22 protein-coding genes are annotated in these 18,854 nt (G+C 71.3%); 7 read left to right on the top strand and 15 right to left on the bottom strand.

Annotated features, from left to right (window positions below):
- Positions 1-68: 68 nt before the first annotated feature.
- The 12 genes from EDF31_RS03510 to EDF31_RS03455 form a co-directional block, all read right to left on the bottom strand.
- Positions 69-572 (bottom strand): flavin reductase family protein, encoded by a 504-nt coding sequence (locus tag EDF31_RS03510; protein ID WP_131845214.1) that lies wholly within the window; start codon positions 570-572, stop codon positions 69-71.
- A gap of 14 nt (positions 573-586) precedes the next feature.
- Positions 587-2,296 carry an MDR family MFS transporter gene (locus EDF31_RS03505; protein ID WP_243649829.1) on the bottom strand — a complete coding sequence of 570 codons (1,710 nt, stop codon included), beginning with the start codon at positions 2,294-2,296 and terminating at the stop codon, positions 587-589.
- A 1-nt stretch (position 2,297) separates the two neighbouring features.
- On the bottom strand, positions 2,298-3,632 hold the full coding sequence (locus EDF31_RS03500) for an NtaA/DmoA family FMN-dependent monooxygenase (RefSeq protein ID WP_123939121.1): 1,335 nt from the start codon (positions 3,630-3,632) through the stop codon (positions 2,298-2,300).
- The gene (locus EDF31_RS03495) at positions 3,629-4,384 is read right to left on the bottom strand and encodes an isochorismatase family cysteine hydrolase (protein WP_131845213.1); all 756 of its coding nucleotides are present in this window, start codon (positions 4,382-4,384) and stop codon (positions 3,629-3,631) included. The genes EDF31_RS03500 and EDF31_RS03495 overlap by 4 nt, the downstream gene beginning before the upstream one ends.
- Positions 4,381-5,445 (bottom strand): LLM class flavin-dependent oxidoreductase, encoded by a 1,065-nt coding sequence (locus tag EDF31_RS03490; RefSeq protein WP_131845212.1) that lies wholly within the window; start codon positions 5,443-5,445, stop codon positions 4,381-4,383. Before EDF31_RS03490 ends, EDF31_RS03495 begins: the two co-directional genes overlap by 4 nt.
- A 48-nt stretch (positions 5,446-5,493) precedes the next feature.
- Entirely contained in the window at positions 5,494-6,618 is a 1,125-nt protein-coding gene (locus EDF31_RS03485) for an ABC transporter substrate-binding protein (protein ID WP_243649828.1), read from the bottom strand.
- Positions 6,619-6,787: 169 nt separating this feature from the next.
- Complete coding sequence (locus tag EDF31_RS03480) at positions 6,788-7,630, bottom strand: ABC transporter permease (RefSeq protein WP_207896064.1); 843 nt, start codon at positions 7,628-7,630, stop codon at positions 6,788-6,790.
- A 13-nt stretch (positions 7,631-7,643) separates the two neighbouring features.
- On the bottom strand, positions 7,644-8,471 hold the full coding sequence (locus tag EDF31_RS03475; protein WP_123294748.1) for an ABC transporter ATP-binding protein: 828 nt from the start codon (positions 8,469-8,471) through the stop codon (positions 7,644-7,646).
- Between the two features lie 189 nt (positions 8,472-8,660).
- The gene (locus tag EDF31_RS03470) at positions 8,661-9,074 is read right to left on the bottom strand and encodes a hypothetical protein (protein WP_131845211.1); all 414 of its coding nucleotides are present in this window, start codon (positions 9,072-9,074) and stop codon (positions 8,661-8,663) included.
- A gap of 44 nt (positions 9,075-9,118) precedes the next feature.
- Positions 9,119-9,541: a hypothetical protein gene (locus tag EDF31_RS03465; protein WP_131845210.1), complete on the bottom strand. Its 423-nt coding sequence runs from the start codon at positions 9,539-9,541 to the stop codon at positions 9,119-9,121.
- On the bottom strand, positions 9,538-10,143 hold the full coding sequence (locus EDF31_RS03460) for a nucleotidyltransferase domain-containing protein (protein ID WP_131845209.1): 606 nt from the start codon (positions 10,141-10,143) through the stop codon (positions 9,538-9,540). Before EDF31_RS03460 ends, EDF31_RS03465 begins: the two co-directional genes overlap by 4 nt.
- A 73-nt stretch (positions 10,144-10,216) precedes the next feature.
- A complete protein-coding gene (locus tag EDF31_RS03455; RefSeq protein ID WP_131845208.1) occupies positions 10,217-10,975 on the bottom strand; it encodes an SDR family NAD(P)-dependent oxidoreductase in 759 nt (252 codons plus the stop codon).
- 68 nt (positions 10,976-11,043) lie between these two features.
- On the opposite strand from EDF31_RS03455, the gene EDF31_RS03450 reads away from it, so the two are divergent.
- The gene (locus EDF31_RS03450) at positions 11,044-11,652 is read left to right on the top strand and encodes a TetR family transcriptional regulator (protein WP_131845207.1); all 609 of its coding nucleotides are present in this window, start codon (positions 11,044-11,046) and stop codon (positions 11,650-11,652) included.
- A gap of 84 nt (positions 11,653-11,736) precedes the next feature.
- Here the strand turns inward: EDF31_RS03450 and EDF31_RS03445 are convergent, their stop codons facing one another.
- Complete coding sequence (locus EDF31_RS03445; protein WP_131845206.1) at positions 11,737-12,678, bottom strand: aldo/keto reductase; 942 nt, start codon at positions 12,676-12,678, stop codon at positions 11,737-11,739.
- A 109-nt stretch (positions 12,679-12,787) separates the two neighbouring features.
- Between EDF31_RS03445 and EDF31_RS03440 the strand changes: the two genes are divergently transcribed.
- From EDF31_RS03440 to EDF31_RS03430, 3 genes are all read left to right on the top strand, one after another.
- The gene (locus tag EDF31_RS03440) at positions 12,788-13,378 is read left to right on the top strand and encodes a TetR family transcriptional regulator (protein WP_243649826.1); all 591 of its coding nucleotides are present in this window, start codon (positions 12,788-12,790) and stop codon (positions 13,376-13,378) included.
- A gap of 40 nt (positions 13,379-13,418) precedes the next feature.
- Positions 13,419-13,832 carry a VOC family protein gene (locus tag EDF31_RS03435; RefSeq protein ID WP_131845204.1) on the top strand — a complete coding sequence of 138 codons (414 nt, stop codon included), beginning with the start codon at positions 13,419-13,421 and terminating at the stop codon, positions 13,830-13,832.
- 70 nt (positions 13,833-13,902) lie between these two features.
- Positions 13,903-14,298 carry an arsenate reductase ArsC gene (locus EDF31_RS03430; RefSeq protein WP_131845203.1) on the top strand — a complete coding sequence of 132 codons (396 nt, stop codon included), beginning with the start codon at positions 13,903-13,905 and terminating at the stop codon, positions 14,296-14,298.
- Positions 14,299-14,302: 4 nt separating this feature from the next.
- Here the strand turns inward: EDF31_RS03430 and EDF31_RS03425 are convergent, their stop codons facing one another.
- On the bottom strand, positions 14,303-14,572 hold the full coding sequence (locus EDF31_RS03425) for a hypothetical protein (protein ID WP_123294645.1): 270 nt from the start codon (positions 14,570-14,572) through the stop codon (positions 14,303-14,305).
- A gap of 98 nt (positions 14,573-14,670) precedes the next feature.
- Here EDF31_RS03425 and EDF31_RS03420 point away from each other — a divergent pair, with 98 nt between their 5' ends.
- Together EDF31_RS03420 and EDF31_RS03415 are read left to right on the top strand one after the other, a co-directional pair.
- Positions 14,671-15,543, top strand: coding sequence for a DUF808 domain-containing protein (locus EDF31_RS03420; protein ID WP_131845202.1), 873 nt, complete (start codon positions 14,671-14,673; stop codon positions 15,541-15,543).
- Positions 15,544-15,662: 119 nt separating this feature from the next.
- Positions 15,663-16,097, top strand: a complete 435-nt coding sequence (locus EDF31_RS03415; RefSeq protein ID WP_123939129.1) for a VOC family protein — start codon at positions 15,663-15,665, stop codon at positions 16,095-16,097.
- Positions 16,098-16,116: 19 nt separating this feature from the next.
- Here EDF31_RS03415 and EDF31_RS03410 read toward each other — a convergent pair whose 3' ends face one another.
- Positions 16,117-17,070 carry a manganese catalase family protein gene (locus tag EDF31_RS03410; protein WP_131845201.1) on the bottom strand — a complete coding sequence of 318 codons (954 nt, stop codon included), beginning with the start codon at positions 17,068-17,070 and terminating at the stop codon, positions 16,117-16,119.
- Between the two features lie 140 nt (positions 17,071-17,210).
- Between EDF31_RS03410 and EDF31_RS03405 the strand changes: the two genes are divergently transcribed.
- Positions 17,211-18,596: an FAD-linked oxidase C-terminal domain-containing protein gene (locus tag EDF31_RS03405; protein WP_131845200.1), complete on the top strand. Its 1,386-nt coding sequence runs from the start codon at positions 17,211-17,213 to the stop codon at positions 18,594-18,596.
- The last annotated feature ends 258 nt before the right edge of the window (positions 18,597-18,854 follow it).

Genomic DNA, 18,854 nt, shown 5'->3' with positions numbered 1-18,854 from the left:
CCGGGTCGGAACTTCTGACCAGGTGCGCCCGATTCCGCTTCCCATCGCACGCGTTCTGGGAAAGAACGTCAGGTGGTGGCGACGCCTGCTGGCCGCCGAGCTGGCCGGTGCCAGATGAGCGCGGCGTTCGCGGAGTCGCGGGCGAAGCGGAGCACCCGCAGCACCACGATGTCGTGGTCGCCCGCGCGGTGGACGGCCTCGACTGAGCACTCCAGCCACGAGTGCGCGCCGTCGAGCAGGATCGCTCCCGCCCCGGTGTCCGTGGACGGCACGCCCAACAGTCGCTGCGCCCGGTCGCGGGAGGCCAGCTGCCGGGTCTGCGCCGCGTGCCCCTCGGCGAGCACGGAGATGCCGAGCACCGGCGCGCAGGCCAGGTCCGGCCAGGTCGTCGACGAGTGCTGCACGGCGATCGTCGCGAGCGGCGGGTCGTACGAGACCCCGACGGTGAAGGACGTCGCCACCATGACGACCAGCACGCCGTCGACCCGGGCTGCGATGGCGGCCACGACGGAGGGGACCTCGGCGATCGCCTCGCGGATGTCGAGCGGGTCGTCGGTGAAGTCGTGCTGCATGGTGGTTCCTTCGTTCAGGAGCGGGCGAGCAGGGTGCGGGCACGGCGCTCGTCGGCACGCATCGCGGCGACGAGGGCGTCCGGCCCGGGGAACGTGCGCTGCCGCCGGAGCCGACGGCCGACGGTGAGCTCGACGGGGGTGCCGTACAGGTCGCCGTCGAAGTCGAGCACGTGGATCTCGACGGTGCGCGGCCGGTCGGCGAAGGTGCTGTTGCTGCCGATCGACACGAGCGCCTCACGGGCACCGGACCAGGTCGGCGCGGTGAGCCAGCCGACGTAGACCCCGTCCGACGGAACAGCGCCCGCGTCGTCGGGCAGCAGGTTGGCGGTCGGGAACCCGAGCCCGTGCCCGACCCCGGCGCCGTGCACGACCGCGCCGGTCAGGACCGCCGGCGCTCGCCCTGGCAGGGACGCCGCCGCCACGAGTGCCCCGAGGGCCGCCAGCGCCAGGGCACCGAGGGCAACCGCGTCGGTCGACACCGCGAGCAGCACCGCGGTGACCGTGCTGCCCAGGACGGCACCGAGCTGCTTCACGGTGTTGAAGGTGCTCGACGCCGCACCGATGGTCGCCGGTCCGGCCCCGAGCACCGCCGCGAGCGAGAACGGCGACCAGACGAACGCGTTCGCGACCCCGAAGCCGGTGAACGCCGTCGCGACCGCCCAGAGGGGTGCGGCGGTCCCGATGAGCACGGCGGTCAGCGCCACCGAGACGACGAGCAGGACGGCGCCGATGGTCGCCGTCGCACGGGGGCCCGCGGTGTTCGTCGTGCGGCCGACGAACGGTGCGGCGGCCAGGCAGGCGACCCCCATCGGCACGAGCACGAGGGCCGCGGCACCCGGTCCGAGACCACGTCCGTCCTGCAGGTCGAGCATGAGCGGGATCGGCGCCGACCCGACGCAGAACGACGCAGCCGTCGCGCCCCACGAGCCGGTCACGAACCCGCGGTCGCGGAACAACCCGAGCGGGACGAGCGCCCGGTCCCCCGCGCGGCGCTGCACCGTGAGCACCGCAGCGACGACGAGTGCGCCGAGCACCACCAGACCGACCCGCGGCAGGGGGGCGGCGAGGACGCCGTCGCCCGTGCCCTGGACACCGACGACCACCGCGAACACCCCGGCGGTCACCCCGACGACGGCGAGCACCGGCAGGGGCACCGCGATGCGTCGGGACACCGGCACGAACCGCAGCACGGCGCCGGCGGTGACGATGCCGACGGGCACGTTCACCAGGAAGACCGACGGCCACCCCCACGCCTCGACGAGCACGCCGCCGACGATCGGGCCGGCGACGGTCGCCGCACCGCCACCGGCGCTCCAGACGGCGAGCGCGACGGCGAGTCGGGGTGGTTCGAACAACGAGCGGATCACGGTCAGGCACTGGGGTGTCAGCAGCGCGGCACCGACGCCCTGCACGGCGCGCCAGACGATGAGCGCGCCGATCCCCGGTGCGAACGCGCACCCGACCGACGCGACGGTGAACACCGCGAGCCCGAGCAGGTAGACCCGGCGGTGCCCGAAGCGGTCGCCGAGCCGTCCGGCGACGAGGAGCGGCACGGCGAACGCGAACAGGTAGGCGCTGTTCACCCAGACCGACAGCGACGCGTCGGTGCCGAGGTCGCTGCCGATGTCCGGCAGGGCGACGGACACGATCGTGCTGTCCAGCAGCAGCATGAAGAAGCCGAGGCAGAGCCCGCCGAGCGCGAGCCACCGACGGGCCGGGGTCACCTCACACCGCCAGGTTCTCGCGGAGCGTCGACCCCGGGTACCGCGGCGCCAGGGCACCTCGGGCACGCAGCTCCGGCACGAGCAGCTCGCTCAGGTCGGCGAACCCGGTGGGCATGCCGAGCGGGCTGGACAGCATGTAGCCGCCGCGTCCGCCGGTGGCCGCGAAGTTCTCCTGCAGGGCGTCGGCGACCCCCGCGGCGTCGCCGACCAGCATGTGGTCGAGGCCCGTCGCAGCACGCCAGCCGTGCTCGAAGAAGTCGTCGCGGTCCATGGTGTGGTCCTCGCCGAACTCGGCGACCAGGCTGCCGACCAGGCCGGCCGGGCTCGCCTGCGCGGCGACGATCTCGTCGCGCAGCTCGCCGAGGCGGAACGTCTCCGGGAGCGTGGAGAAGTCGTACCCGGCGTTGTGCGAGATGAAGGTGCCGACGGCCTCGCGGTTCCAGAACGACAGCAGCGAGTCACGGCGGGCGGCGGCCTCGGCGTCGGTGGCGCCGACGATGACCTGGGTCGCCCAGAGGATCCCGACGCCGGACGGGTCCCGACCGGCGTCGGTGAGCGCTGCGTCGAGGGCGTTCCGGTGCCGGAGCTGTCCGGCGACGCTCGACCCGAACCCGAACACCAGGTCGGCGAACGACGCGCTGGCGGCGATGCCGCGCGGCGAGTTGCCGGCCTGCACGACGACGGGGTGCCGCTGCGGACTCGGGACGCTCGCGAGCGGGCCGCGCACCTTGAAGAAGCGGCCGTCGTGGTCGATCGGGTGCACCCCGGCCGGATCGGCGAACCGGCCGGTCGCGCGGTCGCGGACGATCGCGTCCGGGGCGACGGAGTCCCAGAGCGCACGGCAGACGCCGATGAACTCCTCCATCCGTTCGTACCGCAGGTCGTGGTCGATCAGGTGGTCGGACCCGTAGTTCGCCGCGTCCGCGCCCCGCGACGAGGCGACGACGTTGAACGCCATCCGTCCCCCGGTGACGTGGTCGAGCGAGTTGAGCAGTCGGGCGACGGAGAAGGGGTGGGTGAACGTGGACGAGTAGGTGAGCCCGAACCCGATGTGCTCCGTGACGGTGGACATCGCGGCGATCACGGGCGACATGTCCTGCCGGGGCCACTGGATGCCCCACTCGACGGCCGGGTCGATGCTGCCGCGCCACGTGCTCGGCACACCGGACCCGTCGCCGAAGAACAGCATGTCGACGCCTGCGCGCTCGGCGGTCCTGGCGACCTCCATGTACATGCGGACGTCGGGGAAGTCCTGGCCGACCCAGCTGCCGGCCGCTGCCCACCGCCCCTCGGTGTGGGTGAAGGACAGGTCGTAGGCCAGGTGCATGCCGCTCATCGGGCACCCACCGGCGAAGCGGACGCAGACCCGGACGCAGACGCAGCAGCAGCAGCAGCAGCAGCAGCAGCAGACGCAGACGCGTCAGCAGCCGCGCGCCACAGCGCCACCGTCTCGTCGGCGTCGGTCACGACGCCCACGTTGAGGTCGATCAGGGTGAGTGCGGCGTCGTGCACGTCGGTGTCGTACGCGGCGGTGGCGTCCTGCGGGACCACCACGTGCCAGCCGAGCTGCATCGCGTCCTGTGCGGTGGCGAGGACGCAGCACTCGGTCGTGAGTCCCACGACGGTGACCCAGCCGATCCCTGCGGCGGTGAGCCGGGCCTCCAGGTCGGTGCCCAGGAACCCGCTGTAGCCGCGCTTGACGACGCGTGTCTCACCGGGCTCGGGCGCCGTGCGGTACCACTCGGCGCCCTCCGTGCCGATCCGGCAGGGCTCGTCGTCCGGCATCGGGCCGTCCGGGTCGCCCCCGCGCAGCCACGTGCTGGAGCGCCACGGCCGGGCCGGGTCGCTGCCGAGTTCGACCCAGACGACGGGGACGCCCGCTGCGCGGGCCTCGTCGACGAGCGAGCCGATGCGGGTGACGGCGGCGGCCACGGCGACGGACGCGCGGTCGTCGAGTCCGTAGGGGGCGATCCGCGCCGGCTCACCGAAGTCGCGCTGCACGTCGACGACGACGAGCGCGGGGCGGAGCGGAGCGGACAGCAACTGCGCGAGCCGCGGGTCGCGACCCGCGTCGGGTCCCCCGGTCACCGGACGACCGCCGCGTCGTGCTGGCGGAGCGCCGGCAGGACGGTCTCCCCGAACAGCACCATGTCCTGGTCGTACTCGGGGAAGATCAGCATCAGGCCGTCGAGCTCGCCCCGGTCGACGATGTACTCGATGTGCTCGATGACGGTCTCGGCGGACCCGGCGACGTACGCGGTCTGGAACGCGTCCTCACCGGCAGCACCGTCCGCCCAGGCACGCGCCTGCTCGGCGGGGACGCCCCACGACGCCCGCATCGAGGCCAGTGCTTCGCGGTCGACGCCGGCACCCCACTCGCGCACCTTCCGCTGCGCGGCGGCGTCGGTCTCGCCCTGCACGACCGTGAGCATCGAGTAGGTGCGGCACTCGCGTCCCTCGGCGGCGGCGCGGTCGTGGACGTCGCGGGACAGGTCGCGCATCTCGTCCAGGCTGTCCGCTGCCAGGAAGGCGCCGTCGGCGTGCTTCGCCTGGAACGCCCGGGCTGCCTCGGACTTGCCGGCGCTGATGATGGTCGGCCGCGATGCGGGGTGGGGGCGGGACTCGCACGCGTCGAGGTCGAAGTACGGCGTGTGCATCGTCACGCTGTCCTCGGTCCACAGGCGCGTGACCGCCTCGGTCCAGAGCTCCGTCATCCGGTACCGGTCGGCGTGGCTGAGGGCCGCGTCCCAGATCCCGAACTGCTCGAACTCCGCCGCGTAGGCGCCGTTGACGATGTTCATGCCGGCCCGGCCGCCGGAGACGTCCTGCAGCGTCGTGTACATCTTCGCGGCGACCGCCGGGTTGTGGACGTTGGCGTGCATCGTCGCCCAGATCTTGACCCGCTCGGTGGCCTCGGCGATGCCGGCCATCATCGTCATCGACTCGAGGGAGCGACCCCAGTGGTCGGTGGAGCCGCCGAAGCCGCGCCACTTCGCCATCGACATCACGAAGTCCAGGCCGATCGTCTCGGCGTGCAGCGCCGCGCGCTTGTTCCACGCGTAGGTCGCCTCGGGGTGGGGTGCCGTGGTGGAGAGCATCCACCCGCCGTTGCCGATCGGGAGGAAGATCCCGTACTCCTTCGCGGGCATCTCACGCCGCCTTTCTGGTCGTTGCGGAACACTCGGTGACGATGGCGCTCACGGTGCCGGCCACACGGTCTCGCCGTCCTTCGTGATGGCGTCGATGTACTCGTTCGTGAACCAGCGCTTCGCGTCGTCGGCGGTCACGGAGCTCTTGACGATGTCGAACTGGTGCAGCATGTCCACGAGCTTCGTCACGTTCTCCGGGTCGATCCCGCCGAGCGGCTGGTCCGGCGTCGGGTTGTCCGCGATGACCTTCGTCTCGGTGGTCCAGATCTTGGTGTTCTGGGCGGTGTCGTAGGTGGCGCCGGACAGCTTCGCGGCGTACCCGACGCACTGCTTGGTCTTCGCCTCGCTCGCGGAGCAGAAGTCGTAGGCGTGCAGGGCTGCGCGCAGGACGTCCTCGACCGCGGTCGGGTGCGCCTTCGCGAAGGCGGGGTTCACGGCCATCGCACCGATCGACGAGGGGATGTCGTAGTCGACGGGCTGCCAGACGGTGACGTCGTCACCGGCGGCCTTGAGCAGGTTCGGTTCGTTCGACACGAAGCCGGTCAGCGCCTCGAGGCCGTTCTGCTTGCGGGGCAGGACGGACGGGTCGTAGCCCTCCTTCACGAGCGTGAGGGAGTCCCACTCGACACCGGCCTTCTCCATCATCGCCCGGACCGAGGCGGGGACGTAGCCCTTGTGGCCGACGACCTGGCCGTCGAGCTGCGGCAGCTTCGTGATGTCCTTGTTCGTCATCAGGACGTCGAGGCCGGCGTTCGAGTACGACGAGATCCCGGTGATGTCGATGCCGTTCGCCCGGGCCTGGATGAGGTCCTGCTCGGCGACGGCGGACACGGTGGCCTGGCCGCTGGCGAGGAGCTTCGTGTTCTGGGCGGTGTCACCCGAGCCCGGCTTCAGGGTCACGTCGAGGCAGAGGTCCTTGAAGTAGCCGAGCTCGTCCGCCGCGATGTACTCGAGGATCGACGCCGACGACTGGTACTGGTAGCCGGAAAGGTAGGTGATCTTGCCGGCGTCCTTGTTCTCCTTGCACCGCTCGGCCGAGATCGCGCTGCCCTCGGACGAGGTGGTTCCGGCGCTCGAGCCGGTGCTGCAGCCGGTGAGCGCGAGGGCGACGACGGCGGTGGCGAGGGCCGCGAGTGCGGCCTTGGTGCGGTGCTGCATGGTGCTGTGCTGCATGGTCACTCCTGTGGGAAGAGATGGGTGGTGCAGGGCGGGTGCGGGTGGGTCGGTGGGTCGCCGGACGTCGGCCTGGAGGCGCGGCTGACGTCGCGCGGGCAGGCTCGCGCCGGCGGGTGGTGCGGCAGGGCCGCGGGGCGGCCGCGTGGTGCGGCCGGCGGACCGCGCGTCAGTCGTTCGCGGTGCGGTGCCAGTGCAGGACGCGCCGCTCGACGACCGTGATGAGTCCGAGCAGGACCACGCCCATCACCGCGAGGATCGCGATCGCCGCGTAGACGACGTCGAGCTGGTTCATCGACGACGCCGTGCTGATCACGGTGCCGAGGCCGCCGGTCGAACCCGAGGCGGACAGCTCCGCGACGACCGCGCCGATGATCGACAGCGGGAACACGATCCGCAGGGCCGCGAACACGAACGGCAGGGCGTTCGGGATCCGCAGGTGCACGAGCATCTCGAACCGGGAGGCATCGATCGTCTTGTACACCTGCAGCACGGGCTGCGGCACGGACCGCAGGCCTGCGGCGGTGTTGATCAGGATCGGGAAGAAGCAGATGAGCGCCGTGATGACGAGCTTCGGCAGCGGCCCGAACCCGAACGCCACCACCAGGGCCGGGGCGATCGCGACGAGGGGCGTGACGTTCAGCACGATGGCGATCGGCATGACCGCACGGCGGACGATCGGCAGCTCACTCGTCAGCACCGCGAGCACGAAGGCGGCGAGGAACCCGATGGCCAGGCCGACGAGCGACTCCGCCAGGGTGATGCCGGCGTTCTGCAGGTAGTAGGGCAGCTGCGTGGCGAGGGTCTCCCCCACCGCGGGCAACGGCGGCAGCAGGTACGGCATCGCCGTCGCGCCGATCTGCCAGAGCACCGCCAGGACGGCGAGCATCACGACGAGGGGCAACCAGACGGTCGGTCGGAGCCAACCGGGCACCGGTCGGCGCGCGGTGCGTCGTTCGGCGTCGGCCGTGGTGGCGGTCGCGGCGGGCGTGGAGGTGGTGGTGGCGCTCATGGTCCCGTCTCCCTCAGGCCGCATCGGTCATGCGCCAGGCGCTGTGCAGACGGGTCCGGACCAGGTCTTCGTACTCGTGGAACCGCTGTTCCTCGAACAATCGCTGGTTGCGCGGGCGGGGCAGGTCGATGTCGATGACGTCGACGATCCGGCCGGGGCGCGGCGCCATCACGACGACGGTGTCCGACATCCGGACGGCTTCGGACACCGAGTGCGTCACGAAGAGCACCGTCGTGCGCAGCTCGTCCCACAGGTCGAGCAGCTGGTCCTGCAGGCTCTCGCGGGTGAACTCGTCGAGCGCCGAGAACGGCTCGTCCATCAGCAGGACGTCGGGGCGCAGGCCGAAGGCCCGGACGATCGCGGCACGCTGCTGCATGCCGCCGGACAGCTGTGCGGGGAGCTTGTCCATCGCCTCGCCGAGTCCCGCCATCCGCAGGAGTTCGCGCATGTCCGGGCCGGTGCCGGTACTGCGCTCCTCGAGGTCCTCGATGGCGGCACGGCGGCGACCGGCACCCGGGTTCACGCGCCCGGCGAGCGACACGTTCTGCAGCACGGTGAGCCAGGGCAGCAGCGCCGGCGCCTGGGGCACGAGTCCGATGAGCTTCGCCGCGCAGGCCTGGGCCGGTGTGACACCGTGCACCCGGACGTCACCGCGGTCGGCGGGCTCGAGCCCGGCCACCAGGCGGAGCAGCGTCGACTTCCCGCAGCCGCTCGGGCCGATGAGCGACACGAACTTCCCGGGCTCGATGGTCAACTCGACGTCGTCGAGCGCGACCATCGCGCTCGGGCCGCTGCCGTACACCTTGCGCACCGCGTCCACGCGGACCGCTGATGTGGTCATCCGTTCCTCCATACCGTCGGCGAGCACGCAGGCTCGGTCTCGTATGGCGGAGAGCGTGCGTCGCGAGCTCGGGTTGGTCTGCGACGCGGAAATCCGCTGCTGGTGACGAGGCTAGGACGCCCGTGTTACGGAGTCGGACCACATGTGTTGCGAACGTGTGAACGAGTGCGCGGGTCGGGTCGACTGCGCTCAGCGCGGCGAGAGCACTGCGGTCTGCCCGTCCCAGACGAGCACCTCGACGCCGAGGTCCTCGGCGGCAACCGCCACCCACCCGGCGAGCGCCCTCGCCGCGGGTTCGGCGACGACGAGCACGGCCCGCTCCACCCCGGGGACCGACCGCCGCAGCCACAGCAGCTTGAACAGGTCCGCCATCACCTTGTTGCGCCAGGCGGGCTTGTAGGCGCCCTGGTTCGCGACGAGCTGCACGACGACACGGTCGGCGTCGTCGATGCCCTCGACCTCGACCCGGGCGCGGTCGAGCACGACCGTGCGCGGGCGGAGGACGAGGCCGAGGGCGGTGCCGGTGTGCTCGAGCATCCGGCGTTCGACGGAGTCGGGGGCGAACCGGCCCCACTCGGAGCGCGCGACGGGGACCTCGGTCATGTCGGCAGTGTAAGCGGGCCAGCCGCTCCGGATCGACCGGCGCGTCAGACCGACCGCGCGGCCGCCTCGAGGGCCTCGGCCGCTTCCCCGGCGCGCACGATGTCGCTGTCGCTGACCGACCGCGCGTTGTACTCGGCTTTGGTCTTCACCGCCAACAGCACCTCGAGGTGCTTCGCAACCGGCTGTCCAGCTGCCGCACGCAGCACGGGTACCGCTTCGTCGTGTGCTCCCGATCGCGAGTACTCGCCGGTCCGAGCGACGCAGATCGCGTCAGCCGCGGCGATGCCGCTGAGGACGCACTGCGTGACGAACGCGTTCGCGAACTGCGATCCGGCACTGAAGACCCCTGCGTCACCGCCGAGCGCGCGGAGGGCCTCTGCAGCTTCGAGGAACTCCGTCGCCTTGGCGAGCCGGCCCCTCCGGAACGACTCGTCGCCCGGTGCGGTGGTGCCGGTTCGCGGGGTCATCCAGTCAGGGTACGGAGCTTCCGGGACAGCCATCGACCATCGCCTGCGATGGGAATCCCGTCCCCGGCAACCGATGCGAGGAGCGGGTCGGTGCCGTCGATCTCGTCCTCGTCGAAGAGGACCGGCCGCACGGCGTTCCCGGTCCACCGACCGGCCGCACGGCACAACGCGTGGATCTGGTCCTCTGCCTCCTCACGTCGGCCGTGCTCGACGATGAAGCAGACATCGAGGTCGCTGTCCGGCCGCATCTCACCACGGGCGCCGGATCCGAAGAGCGCGGCGTACCGGAGGGGGATCGATCGACAGCCCGATCGGAGTCGTTCGAGGAACGCGCGCCGGAGATCGGCCAGAGCGGTGATCGCATCGGCGGCGAGGTGTTCCCGGTTCAGGCTGAACGACTTCGTCCGTCCGGTCCGGTGCCCGTCGACGACACCCTGCTCGACCAGCCGATCCGCACTGTTCCGGACCCCGGCGTACGACCGGTCCGGCACCAGGCTGCAGATGGCCGCGATCGTCATCGGTCCTGGCGCTCGTGCCAACACGGCGAGCACATCGCCGTCCACGGAGGTGGTCACCGTCGCGAAGGGGGACTGCAACTGCATCGGGACCTCCGATCGGATACGAGTAGAAATCTACCACTTCTAGTAGATTTCTACTCGTATCTGAGCATTTTCGTCAGACGACCGACCACCCACCGTCGCTCGGCAGCACGGCGCCGTTCACGTTGGCAGAGTCGTCGCTGAGCAGCCAGGTGATGGCCGCTGCGAGCTGCTCCGGCTGCGCCACCGGCGGGATGGCGACCTGCATGATGGGGCCGACCCGGCTGGCGGCGTACTCGCTGCGCATCGGCGCCTCGATGTTCGTCGCGACCGCGCCCGGCGCGACCGCGTTTGCCCGGATGCCCTGCGGCCCGTGGAAGAACGCCACGCTCTTGGTGAACCCGGCGATCGCGTGCTTCGACGCCGTGTACGCGGCACCCGCTGCCGAGGCACGGAGTGCGGCCTCGGAGGCGACGTTCACGACGGCGCCGCGGCCGGCGGCGATCATGTGCGGCAGGACGGCGCGGGTGAGGCGCATCGGTCCGGTGACGTTGACGCTGAAGACGCGGTCCCAGGTGGCGTCGTCGACCTCGCTCGGCGGAAGGAAAGCGTCCATGATGCCGGCGACGTTCGCCAGTCCGTCGATGCGATCGCCCGCGGCCGCGATGAGTGCGTCGATGGTCTCGGTCGCGGCGACGTCGCCGATGACGGTCTCGAGTTCGAGGCCCTCGAGTTCGGAGCGGAGCGCGTCGAGGCGGTCGGCGACGACGTCGGTCGCGATCACCCGCCCGCCCTCGTTCGCGATGCGCGTCGCCGTGGCGCGTCCGATGCCGGAACCCGCCCCGGTGACGATGATGGTCCTGCCGGTGAAACGTCCGGCGGTGGTGTCGGTCATGTCGTCTCCTCACTGAGAGGCGCTCGCTGCGCCACGACGGTTATAGCACTCAGTGCCGAAAGGACTCCATGCGCCCGACGAGTGACCGGCCGACGAGCGATCGACCGACGAGCGATCGGCCGACGGGACGCCCCCGCACGATCGACCCGGACGCGGTGTCCCTCGTGGCGCTCCGGCTGTTCGACGAGCAGGGCTTCGACGCCGTGTCGATGGACGACGTCGCGACAGCTGCCGGGGTGAGCCGCCGGTCGTTGTTCCGGCTGTTCCCGAACAAGGCGGCGCTCGTCTGGGGTGGGCTCGACGAGTTCGCCTCGCGGTTCGGTGACGCACTCCGACAGCGGCCGTCCACGGAGTCGTCGTCGGTCGCCCTGCGTGCCGCCTACCGGATCGGCGCGACCTTCCCCGACGACGCCGTCGAGGTCACCCGCCACCGACTCCGCGTCATCCGCGCCAACCCCTCCCTCGAGCACGTCGGCGCGGCCACGGTCACGACCCTGACCGACGCGATCGTCCGGTTCGTGGCCGAGCGGGACGGCGCGACGCCCGACGACCTCGCGGTGTCGGTGCGCGCGCACGCCCTGGCGGCCGCGGCGAGCGCGGCCCTCACCTGGTGGGCGCTGCACGGCGACGGCCGACCGGAGGACGTCGTGGACCGCGCACTCGCCCTGCTCGCCTGAGACGCGCCCTGGACACGACCACCGGACGGACGGGAGGCCCGTGGCGGGCGCGCCACGGGCCTCCCGTCCGACACCCGGCCGGGCTCAGCCCATCGCGCGCTTCCCACGGACGTCGCGCGACAGCGCGTCGATGCGCACCACCTCGTCGTCAGTGAGCCGCACGTCGGCGGCGGAGACGTTCTCGGCGACGCGTCCGGGGTTGCGCGATCCGGGGATCGGGACCAGGTCGGCGCGCTTCGCCAGGATCCAGGCCAGCGCGAGCTGCGAGAGCGAGACGCCCTTCACATCGGCGATCTCGGTGAGCGCGGCGACGACGGCGACGTTCGCGTCGAAGTGCTCCGGCGCCCACCACTCGAGCTGCTGCCGGATGTCGTCGGCCGCGTAGGCGCTCGCGGGCTGCACGGCACCGCTCAGGAACCCGCGCGCCAGCGGCGAGTACGCGACGACGCCGATGCCGAGCTCGTCGACGAGGGGGAAGAGCGCCTCGGACTCCCGCGAGAAGACGGAGTACTCGGTCTGGAACGCCGAGATCGGGTGCACAGCGTGCGCGCGGCGGATCTGGTCGGCATCGGTGTTCGACAGGCCGAGGTACCGGACCTTGCCGGCCTGCACGAACTCCTGCATCACGCCGACGACGTCCTCGATCGGGACAGCCGGGTCGTGCACGTGCTGGTAGAGCAGGTCGATCGAGTCGGTGCCGAGGTTCTGCAGGCTCGCGTCCACCACCTGCCGGATGTGCTCCGGTCGGGAGTCCGGCGCGTAGGCCTCGGGCGTGAACCCGAACTTCGTGGCGATCGTCACCTCGTCGCGAATCGGGGCGAGCGCCGCGCCGAGGAGCCGCTCGCCGGTCCCCCAGCCGTACAGCTCGGCCGTGTCGAAGTGCGTGACGCCGAGTTCGTGGGCGTGCCGGATCGCGGCGACGGACTCGGTGTCGTCGCCGGGTCCGTACGCGAACGTGGTGCCCATGGCGCCGTAGCCGATGGCGCTGACGGTGAGGCCCTGTCGGCCGAGGGTGCGTTGCTGCATGGTGCCGTCCCTTCGTGACGTGTGGTGGTCATGCGAGTGGCACTGTACGCCATTACTGTCAGAGTCTGACAACTTGGACGGAAGATGACGTCACGGTACGATCGGTCCCGTGAGCGACGTGCGAACCGGCCTACGGGACATCACCCGCGATGCCGTCCGCGCGCGCATCGCCGCCGTGGCACTCGAGCGGTTCGACACCGACGGGTTCGACAACGTCACCGTGGAACAGGTCGCCGCCGAGGTGGGGATCTCGGCGCGGAGCTTCCACCGGTACTTCCCCGCGAAGGAGGACGCCGTCATCGGCGACCCCGCGCGACACCGGGACGCCCTCGCCGAGGCGTTCCGGTCGCGGTCGACGACCCAACCGGTGTGGCCCGCGCTGCGCGAGGCCTTCGCCGAGATGCTCGAGCGCGGCAGCACCGACGACCCCGAGACCGGTCGACGGTCCGTCCGCGTGATGACGAGCACGGCGTCACTGCGCGCACGGAACCTCGAGAAGCACCAGGCCTGGGCGGACGTCCTGACGCCCCTCGTCGTCGGGCAGCTCCACGGCCCCGACGCCGACCTGCGGGCACGGGTCCTCGTGCAGGCGGCCCTCGGTTGCTTCGACGTGGCGATCACCACCTGGGCCACGGGCAACGACCCCGACGCGGCCGCGATCCTGCGACGCGCGTTCGACGGCATCGCACCGAGCGCCTGACGAGCGGACGCGCGCCCTCGTCCAGCGGTATCGTCCGGGCATGAACGTCACCGGACCGTCGCCGTACTTCCAGTTCGCCGGCACCGCCAGGCAGGCCCTCGAGCACTGGCAGGGTGTCTTCGGCGGCGAGGTCCAGATCGCGACCTACGCCGACTTCTCACGGACCGACGGCCCCGCCGACGCGGTCGCCCACGGACAGCTCACCGGCGGGCTGCAGCTCTTCGCCGCCGACGCGAGCGAGACCGACGAGCCGTTCGCGGCGACCGGCCTGCTGTTCTCGCTCCTCGGGGCCGAAGAACCCGACGTCCTGCGGCACTGGTTCGACGCGCTCGCCGAGGGTGGCACGGTCGTCGACGCCCTGCAGCAGCGGCCGTGGGGTGACTGGGACGGCACCGTGCGGGACGCGTTCGGTGTCACGTGGCTGATCGGGTTCGAGGCGTCAGCGCGGGAATGACGGGCACCGTCGCTGGGATGACGGGCGCACTCGCTGGGATGACGGGCGCCCTCGCTGGGATGATGGGCGCATGACCGACCGCCCCGCCGTCCTGTTCGTGTGCGTCCACAACGCCGGACGCTCCCAGATGGCCGCGGGGTGGCTGCAGCACCTCGCCGGCGACCGCGTCCGGGTGTTCTCCGCCGGCAGCGAGCCCGCCGACCAGGTCAACGCCGTCGCCGTGCAGGCCATGGCCGAGCAGGACATCGACATCGCCGACGCCCGACCGGCGGTGCTCGAGACCGAGACCGTGCGCGAGTCGGACGTCGTCATCACCATGGGCTGCGGAGACGCCTGCCCGGTGTTCCCCGGCAAGCGGTACGAGGACTGGGACCTCGACGACCCGGCCGGGCTGGGGATCGAGCAGGTCCGCCCCATCCGCGACGACATCCGGGTGCGGGTCGAGCGGTTGATCGCGTCCCTGTAGCCGGCTACTGCTGGTCGGACGGCAGCAGCGGCGCCCAGTAGGCGTCCGCACCGTCGGCCTGCACGGCGTCGCGCTCGAAGCGGAAGCCGTAGTCGCGCACGAAGTCGAGCGCGGCGGCCTGCTCGTCCTCGGCGTCGTCGTGCGCGGCGTCGAACAGGTAGACGCCGTGCCCCATCTTCACGCCCGAGTCGCTGATCACCGTGAGGTCCCAACGCCCCTCCTCGGCGCGTTCGATCCGCACGACGGCGGCCTGTGCAGCGGTGAAGTCAGCCATGGCCTCAGCCTACGGACGGCGCCCCGGCGGCGTTCAGGGTCCGCCGCGCCCACTACGCTGAGCACCGTCACAGGCCCGGACGAGCGGAGAACGAAGTCATGTCAGTCGGATTGCTCGCCGTGGTGGACGACATCCTCTCCGCGGCCCTGAAGGCGAGTGCGAAGACCGCCGGGGTCGTCATCGACGATGCCGCGGTCACGCCGCAGTACGTGCAGGGACTCGCGCCGGCCCGGGAACTGCCGGTCGTCGGTCGCATCGCGCTCGGCAGCCTGTTCAACAAGTTCATCATCATCATCCCGCTGGCGCTGCTGCTCACCGCGTTCGCGCCCTGGGTGCTGCCGTACCTCCTGCTCATCGGCGGGACGTACCTGTGCTTCGAGGGCGCGGAGAAGGTCACCGAGTGGTTCGGTGTCCACCACGGCACAGGCTCCACCGACTCGGTCACCGAACCCAAGCTCGTGTTCGGCGCCATCCGGACCGACCTCATCCTGAGCACCGAGATCATGCTCATCGCCCTGGCCGGCCTCGACCCCGACCTCGGGCTCTGGCCGACACTCGGTGCACTCATCGTGATCGGGCTCGTCATGACCGCGGTCGTCTACGGCGCGGTGGCCCTGCTGGTGAAGATCGACGACGTCGGTCTGCAGATGATGAAGAACTCCGTCCGCCGGACCCGTCGCACAGGAGCGCGGATCGTGCGGGCGATGCCGACCGTCTTCCGGGTCATCAGCGTCATCGGCACCGTGGCCATGCTCTGGGTGGGCGGGCACCTGGTCATCGCGAACCTCGCCGAGACCTTCTGGCACGGCCCGTACGACCTGCTGCACACGATCGAGCGCGCGATCGAGGCCACTGGCCCGGTGATCACGTGGATCGTCGACACCGCAGTCTCGGCGGTCGCCGGCGTCGTCCTCGGCATGGTCGTCGTGGCGATCGTCCTCGGCATCGGTCGCCTCCGCGGGAAGCACTGACTGACACTTCTGTTCCGGCGTCGGAACACGAGTGTTCCGACGGTGCACGCGTCGAACGACTCGTGGAGCGTCGCAGAACGGGTGCGCGCGACCCGCGCCGCGCGCCTACCCTGGCGCGCATGGCAACGGTGCGACAGGTCCAGGTGACGTTCGACTGCGCCGAGCCGGAGCGGGTCGCCCGGTTCTGGTGCGAGGTCCTCGGCTACGAGGTGCCTGCTCCCCCGCCCGGGTTCGACGACTGGCAGGCGTTCAACGCCTCGCTCCCGCCCGAGCACCAGGACTCCGCTTTCGCGTGCGTCGACCCGACGGGCGTCGGGCCGCGGCTGTTCTTCCAGCGGGTTCCCGAGGGCAAGACGGTGAAGAACCGCGTGCACCTGGACGTCCGGGTCGGCACCGGTCTGGTCGGCGAGGAACGTCTCGCAGCGCTCGACGCGGAGAGCGCCCGCCTCGTCGCGCTCGGCGCGACGCAGTTCCGCCGCATGCTCGCGGATCAGGTCAACGAGTCCTGCATCGTGATGCAGGACGTCGAGGGCAACGAGTTCTGCCTCGACTGATCCGCGAGCCCGCGCAGGTTCAGGCCACCGGCCCGTACGTGCTCACCTCGACGGCGCCGAGCTCGAGCTCCGCCGTCTGCTGGATGAGCGCCAGCAGGTCGGCGTCGAGACCGGGACCGAACTCCTCGAGGCGCTCCGGAGCGATGAACGACGGCACGCCGGCCGGGGCCTGCTCGGTCGCCGTCAGGTCCGTGCCGTCCTTCGACGGGGACGCGCCGCGGAAGATCTTGCCCGCCTCGGACGCCCCGTCGAGGTCGAAGCTGTACTGCTTGCTCTGCAGCCCGAGGTCGAGGAGCTCCTTGACCTCCGGGAACCGCTCGGCGTTCGTCTTCGGGATCGGCAGCAGGGTCTTCCAGTCGACGCCGAGGGTCTCGAGTGCCTTCGCGTACGCGTTCTCGTGCGCCTGGTCGCGGACGATCAGGTACGCGACGGTGCTGCGCGCGGTGGGGTTGTCCGTCATCTCGTAGATCCGGCACTTCTGCAGGCGACCGGTGGACTCGAGCATCAGGTTGTAGAGCAGGTCGAGCGGCAGGTTGCCGGAGTTGTAGACGTAGCTGCCGCTCCACGGGTTGCCGGCCGCGTCGACCGGCAGGGCACCTTGGGCCCCGACCAGGTAGTGGTGGATGTTGCTCGTGTCGAGCGCGATGTTGAGCGGCGTCGCACCCTTCGCACCCGGCTTGTCGAGCGGGTCGGTGAGCTTGCCGGTGTACTCGGGCGAGCCGTCGAGCAGGCGGGAGATCGTGGTGCCGATGAGCTCGACGTGGCTGATCTCCTCGGTGCCGACGCCCTGGATGAGGTCGCGGTACGGCTTCGCCGCCGGGCCACGGAAGTTCATCGCCTGGAACAGGTACTGCATCATCGTGCGCATCTCGCCGAACTGCCCGCCGAGCCCTTCCTGCAGGGCGTTGGCCGCTGCCGGGTCGGGCTCGCCGTCGGCGATCTCGTTGATCCAGGTCTGTGCGTGGAAGTACATGGGGCCTCCTTGCTCACCGCGACGGATCCGCCGCGTGCCTCACCGTCGTCCGGCGTCCCTGGCAGGCGACACGGGTCGTCCACTCAGCGCGGTATCGTCGTCGGCGCCGCACCGCCGCGCCCGGAAGGACCCCCGAACCGATGACCGTCAGTCACGCCGCCGACACAGCCGCCCTCGACGATCTGCTCGAGCCGGACCAGGTCCTCCGCGACCCGGCGTCGCTCGAGCAGTACCGCCACGACGACGCCGAGTGGGCCGACTCCACCGCACCGCTCGCCGTCGTCCTCGCACGCAGCACCGACGACGTCGTCGCCACCGTCCGGTGGGCGGCAGCCGTCGGCGTGCGGGTCGTGCCGCGCGGCGCCGGGACCGGGCTGTCCGGCGGGGCGAACGCGATGGCCGGATCGGTCGTCCTGTCCCTCGAGCTGATGGACGCGGTGCTCGAGGTGGACACCGACGAGCGCTACGCCGTCGCCCAGCCCGGTGTGGTCAACGACGCACTGCGGGCTGCCGTCGCGGAACACGGACTCTGGTACCCGCCGGACCCGGCGAGCTCGGCCATCTCGACGATCGGCGGCAACGTCGCGACGAACGCCGGCGGGATCTGCTGCGTGAAGTACGGCGTCACCCGCGACTACGTGCTCGGGATGACCGTGGTGCTGGCCGACGGTTCCGTGGTGGAGCTCGGACGCCGCACGGCGAAGGGCGTCGCCGGGTACGACCTGGCCGGCCTGATGGTCGGGTCCGAGGGCACGCTCGGCATCGTCGTGTCGGTCACCGTCAAGCTGCTCCCCCTGGCCGGACGCGACGAACGTGCTGTGATCGGGTACTTCCCCTCGCTCAGCGCCGCCGGGGACGCCGTCGCCGCGATCTCGCGTGCCGGGATCATCCCCGCAGCACTCGAGATCGTGGACCGGACCTGCCTGCGGGCCGTCGACGACTGGATGCACCTCGGGCTGCCGTCCGACGTCGACACCCTGCTGCTGGCCCGGGTCGACGAGCGTGGTGCCGCGGGGGACGAGCTCGCCGACCAGGTCGCAGCCGTCTTCGCGCAGGCCGGCGGCACCGACGTCGAGCGCGCCACGGACCCCGACGACATCGACCGGCTGTTCCAGGCACGGCGACTCGCGTACCCGGCACTCGAGCGGCTCGGACCGGTGCTCACCGAGGACATCTGCGTGCCCCGCAGCGCGGTGCCCGAGATGCTCCGACGGATCCAGGCGACGGCGGCAGCGCACGACGTCACCATCGCGAACATCGCGCACGCCGGCGACGGCAACCTGCACCCGCTGATCATCGCTCCCGAGGGCGACGAGGCCGCGAAGGCCCGTGCGAAGCAGGCGTTCGACCAGATCGTCGCGGACTGCCTGGCACTCGGCGGCACCGTCACGGGTGAGCACGGCGTCGGCCTGCTCAAGCTGCCCGGCCTGCGGCAGGAGCTGGGCGAGCGGGTCCTCGCGATGCACCGTGCCGTCAAGGACGCCCTGGACCCGGCGGGCACCCTGAATCCCGGCAAGGCGTTCTGAACCCACGTGGACGACGGACGGGAGGCCCGGTGCCAGCTGGCACCGGGCCTCCCGTCCGTCGTCTGGTCGCGTCCAGGGCCCGAAGGTCACAGACCGGTAACGAGGACAGATCGGTCCAAACCTTTTGCCGGAGGCCCCCGAATCACCTGCACAGACCGGGAAACACCCGGAGCGCTCACCAGCCGCACATTGCTGGTTCTCCACCCTGCACCAGGGTGTGTTCGGCGCGCACACAGCAGCCGCGCCGAGCGCGACACC

This window comes from Curtobacterium sp. PhB142 (genome assembly GCF_004341255.1).
Classification (GTDB): Bacteria; Actinomycetota; Actinomycetes; order Actinomycetales; family Microbacteriaceae; genus Curtobacterium.
Note: the sequence above shows the minus strand (reverse complement) of the source record. Positions and strands in the feature narration are given on the sequence as shown.

Bases quoted from the DNA above. Each gene is read 5' to 3' on its own strand.
- EDF31_RS03510 (WP_131845214.1), bottom strand. From the start codon at position 572: ATGCAGCACGACTTCACCGACGACCCGCTCGACATCCGCGAGGCGATC.
- EDF31_RS03500 (WP_123939121.1), bottom strand. From the start codon at position 3,632: ATGAGCGGCATGCACCTGGCCTACGACCTGTCCTTCACCCACACCGAG.
- EDF31_RS03490 (WP_131845212.1), bottom strand. From the start codon at position 5,445: ATGCCCGCGAAGGAGTACGGGATCTTCCTCCCGATCGGCAACGGCGGG.
- EDF31_RS03485 (WP_243649828.1), bottom strand. From the start codon at position 6,618: ATGCAGCACAGCACCATGCAGCACCGCACCAAGGCCGCACTCGCGGCC.
- EDF31_RS03480 (WP_207896064.1), bottom strand. From the start codon at position 7,630: ATGAGCGCCACCACCACCTCCACGCCCGCCGCGACCGCCACCACGGCC.
- EDF31_RS03475 (WP_123294748.1), bottom strand. From the start codon at position 8,471: ATGACCACATCAGCGGTCCGCGTGGACGCGGTGCGCAAGGTGTACGGC.
- EDF31_RS03470 (WP_131845211.1), bottom strand. From the start codon at position 9,074: ATGACCGAGGTCCCCGTCGCGCGCTCCGAGTGGGGCCGGTTCGCCCCC.
- EDF31_RS03465 (WP_131845210.1), bottom strand. From the start codon at position 9,541: ATGACCCCGCGAACCGGCACCACCGCACCGGGCGACGAGTCGTTCCGG.
- EDF31_RS03460 (WP_131845209.1), bottom strand. From the start codon at position 10,143: ATGCAGTTGCAGTCCCCCTTCGCGACGGTGACCACCTCCGTGGACGGC.
- EDF31_RS03455 (WP_131845208.1), bottom strand. From the start codon at position 10,975: ATGACCGACACCACCGCCGGACGTTTCACCGGCAGGACCATCATCGTC.
- EDF31_RS03450 (WP_131845207.1), top strand. From the start codon at position 11,044: ATGCGCCCGACGAGTGACCGGCCGACGAGCGATCGACCGACGAGCGAT.
- EDF31_RS03445 (WP_131845206.1), bottom strand. From the start codon at position 12,678: ATGCAGCAACGCACCCTCGGCCGACAGGGCCTCACCGTCAGCGCCATC.
- EDF31_RS03435 (WP_131845204.1), top strand. From the start codon at position 13,419: ATGAACGTCACCGGACCGTCGCCGTACTTCCAGTTCGCCGGCACCGCC.
- EDF31_RS03430 (WP_131845203.1), top strand. From the start codon at position 13,903: ATGACCGACCGCCCCGCCGTCCTGTTCGTGTGCGTCCACAACGCCGGA.
- EDF31_RS03425 (WP_123294645.1), bottom strand. From the start codon at position 14,572: ATGGCTGACTTCACCGCTGCACAGGCCGCCGTCGTGCGGATCGAACGC.
- EDF31_RS03420 (WP_131845202.1), top strand. From the start codon at position 14,671: ATGTCAGTCGGATTGCTCGCCGTGGTGGACGACATCCTCTCCGCGGCC.
- EDF31_RS03415 (WP_123939129.1), top strand. From the start codon at position 15,663: ATGGCAACGGTGCGACAGGTCCAGGTGACGTTCGACTGCGCCGAGCCG.
- EDF31_RS03410 (WP_131845201.1), bottom strand. From the start codon at position 17,070: ATGTACTTCCACGCACAGACCTGGATCAACGAGATCGCCGACGGCGAG.
- EDF31_RS03405 (WP_131845200.1), top strand. From the start codon at position 17,211: ATGACCGTCAGTCACGCCGCCGACACAGCCGCCCTCGACGATCTGCTC.